General features: G+C 40.5%; 2 protein-coding genes. Both read right to left on the bottom strand.

Annotation, left to right across the window (positions count from 1 at the left end):
- Nucleotides 1-78: 78 nt before the first annotated feature.
- Complete coding sequence (locus tag NTU69_05850; protein MCX5803044.1) at nucleotides 79-1,509, bottom strand: flippase; 1,431 nt, start codon at nucleotides 1,507-1,509, stop codon at nucleotides 79-81.
- A gap of 44 nt (nucleotides 1,510-1,553) precedes the next feature.
- On the bottom strand, nucleotides 1,554-2,962 hold a 1,409-nt coding region (locus NTU69_05845), incomplete at its 5' end, for a sugar transferase (protein ID MCX5803043.1).

Below are 2,962 nucleotides of genomic sequence, written 5' to 3'. Positions count from 1 at the left end.
TTCGTTTTTTACCGAACATTTTGTATAAGGCTTTCTGGTCCTGGAAGAGGGGTATACTGCGGTCTGCTTTGTTTGGTTTTACTCGCCTCTTTTCCCCACTAAAGATCTCCCCATATTTTTAAGCAATATTAAAACAAGCATGACCTCATAGACCTTAATTTCTCTCAGTAGAATGAGCATTACTATATATAAAAGGGCAGGGACGCTCACCAAGATTGGGAGCATCGTGGTAAACCTGTCAAGCAGAAGTATTGCGAATGCCATTATGCATCCGGCGAAGGCAGACCTCAAAAATGTGAGGAATGTATCTTTGCAATATAAGCTCCAAAACAGCACATATAATTCAAAAAATAAAACGGCAAAAGTCGATATTGTCCAGGAGAGAGCCGATCCAACAGGTCCTAAACGAGGTATGAATATCAAAGAAGAAATGAGGACGACCATTAACCCCAGTATCATTCCCCGGATTGCTATACCCTGTTTATCCATAGAAAGGAGAGCAGTATTATTAATTTGGGTAATGAAAAATGGTACTATACTCAGTGCTAAAATTTTTATCAAAATCACACTTGGCAGAAATTCTTTGCCAAAAAGCAAAACTATAACTTTCTCTCCAAACAAAAAGGCCCCTATCGAAATAGGAATTGCAAGGAGTAATAGATACCTGATTGCCTTTTTGTATGTTCCAAGAAAGGTCTCATGTGAATCCGGCCATTGTTTTGAAAGCAAAGGAAACGTAGCCCATGCCAGACTGACAGGTATCACAAAAAGAAGTGTAAGAATCTTTTCTGCAGCGGAGTAGTATCCTGTAGCAGTATCTCCTTTTATCAACCCCAATATTACGAGGTTGAGGGAATTAAAGGTCATAGAGAAAATATGAAAGAGGGCCAATGGCGTACCCGTTCTAATGAGGACTTTTGCATATCTCCATCTGAACCTTTCTATAACAATCCCGAAATCCTTTTTTAGTAAAAAAATGGCTAATCCAAGGCATAGAATTGATACCGCCAATCTTGAGCTCAGAAAAGGTCCTAATCCAAACCCAGCGAACAATACCAGAATGCCGGTTAAAAGCCATAGAAATGCAAGAAGGATTCTAATAAAGGTTTCCCTTCTCAATTCCTGAAAAGCGCGAAAAAAAGAGCATATAAACAGCATGTGTTGTTGTGTTGCCATGATTAAAAAAACTATCAAAACTATAAATAATCTTCCTCCATTCCCGGAGCTAAGCAGTACTATCAGTAAACATACCCCGGCCATAGGGAGGTTGAACAGCCACCTTACGAGAGAAATATGAACGAGAAAACGGCTGGCCCTTGAGGGCTTACGGGCTAATTCACGAACCGTCAGGCTGTCGAAACCAAAGGATGGCACAACAAGACATAACAATGAGAGGCTGTAGGCGAATGCAAGGAGGCCATAGCTTTCCACTCCAAGCATACGGGCAACCATTATTGAGACCGCAAAGCCAAAGGCCTGGGTTACTACTTCGGCAAGAACGAGAAGGATGGTGTTTTCTTCAACTTTATAGTTTCTAACAGGTGTAGTTTCCGTTACAGCCCCTTAAACATTGCAGGTATGGTTTTCAGGAGAATTTTGAAATCAAGCCATAAGGACCACTGGTCTATATACTGCATATCGAGTTCCATCCATTTTTTAAAAGGTATAGAGCGCTGTTCGCCGATTTGCCACAGACAGGTGATTCCGGGACGAACACTGAAACGGCGACGCTGCCAGTCTTCATTAAAACCTTCATAGTCTCGAATGGGAAGCGGTCTTGGCCCAACAAGACTCATATCACCCTTTAGCACGTTGAGAAGTTGAGGAAGCTCGTCAACTCTAATTTTTCTCAAGTATTTTCCAACAGGGGTAATCCTGGGATCGTCCTTGATTTTGAAGGCAGGACCCATTACTTCATTAAGGTGCTCCAGTTCAGAAAGCCTCTCTTCTGCATCAGCGACCATTGTTCTGAACTTGTACATGCTGAATTTTCTTTTACCGAGACCCACCCGTTCCTGTATAAAAAAGATAGGTCCTGGTGAGGTGAGCTTAATGAGAAGAGAAACAAATATAAAGAGTGGAGAGAATAGAATAAGCAGGATAAGAGAAAGAAAGAAATCCACAAATCGTTTAATGAGGACTGACCACCCCTCCATGCTACCTGTATAAACCGTAATAATAATATCACCTTCAAATTCTTCTATCCTTGATTTTGCAAGCTTCAGATTAAAGATATCAGAAACCATCCTTACAACAATCCCGTGTTCTTCACAGAGATTGATAATCCTTGAAACTTTTTGATAGAATGATTCCGCAGGGAGACAGATTACCACTTCATCGACCACATTATTTCTTAAGAAAGAGGGAAAATCATTAAAATTTGCCACTGTGCTGACACCTGTCTTTTGAAACTCTTCTGTTTTTGTTTCCTTTGCATTTACAAATCCTATAATGTGATAACCAAGCTCAGGTTTTGTTTCGATGTTTTGAGCAAATTTTACTGCCTGTTCCCCTGTTCCTATGATGAGCATAAAACGGAGGTTATGGCCGTGGACACGCAACCATTTCAGAATGTATCTGAAAAAAAGCCTTCCCATAAGGGTGATCATGTTGCAGGAAAACCAGAATACTATAACGAAGATAGGGGTGACCATCTTGATCCTGAAAAGAATAGCCCCTATGGAGATTACTAAAGTAAGTAGTGATGTTGCCTTTACAATATCCAGGGCTTCAGTCCGCAAGTATGCAAGGCGTTTTGAATGGTAGAAGCCGAATGAGGATAGTATGATATGCCACGTAAGAATAAAACTAAGAAAGATTGCAAAGTTCTGGATTTTGATACGCATGGAGAGGAACTGACCAAAGGTTATATTGCTAATTTGATACGAGACAATAGAAGCAGCAAGAAAAAAGCAAAAGACCATGCTTATAAGGTCATAGAACTTGAAGGTTGTTAGAAGAG

This window comes from Pseudomonadota bacterium, assembly GCA_026388215.1.
Lineage (GTDB): Bacteria > Desulfobacterota > Syntrophorhabdia > Syntrophorhabdales > Syntrophorhabdaceae > JAPLKF01.
Note: the sequence above shows the minus strand (reverse complement) of the source record. Positions and strands in the feature narration are given on the sequence as shown.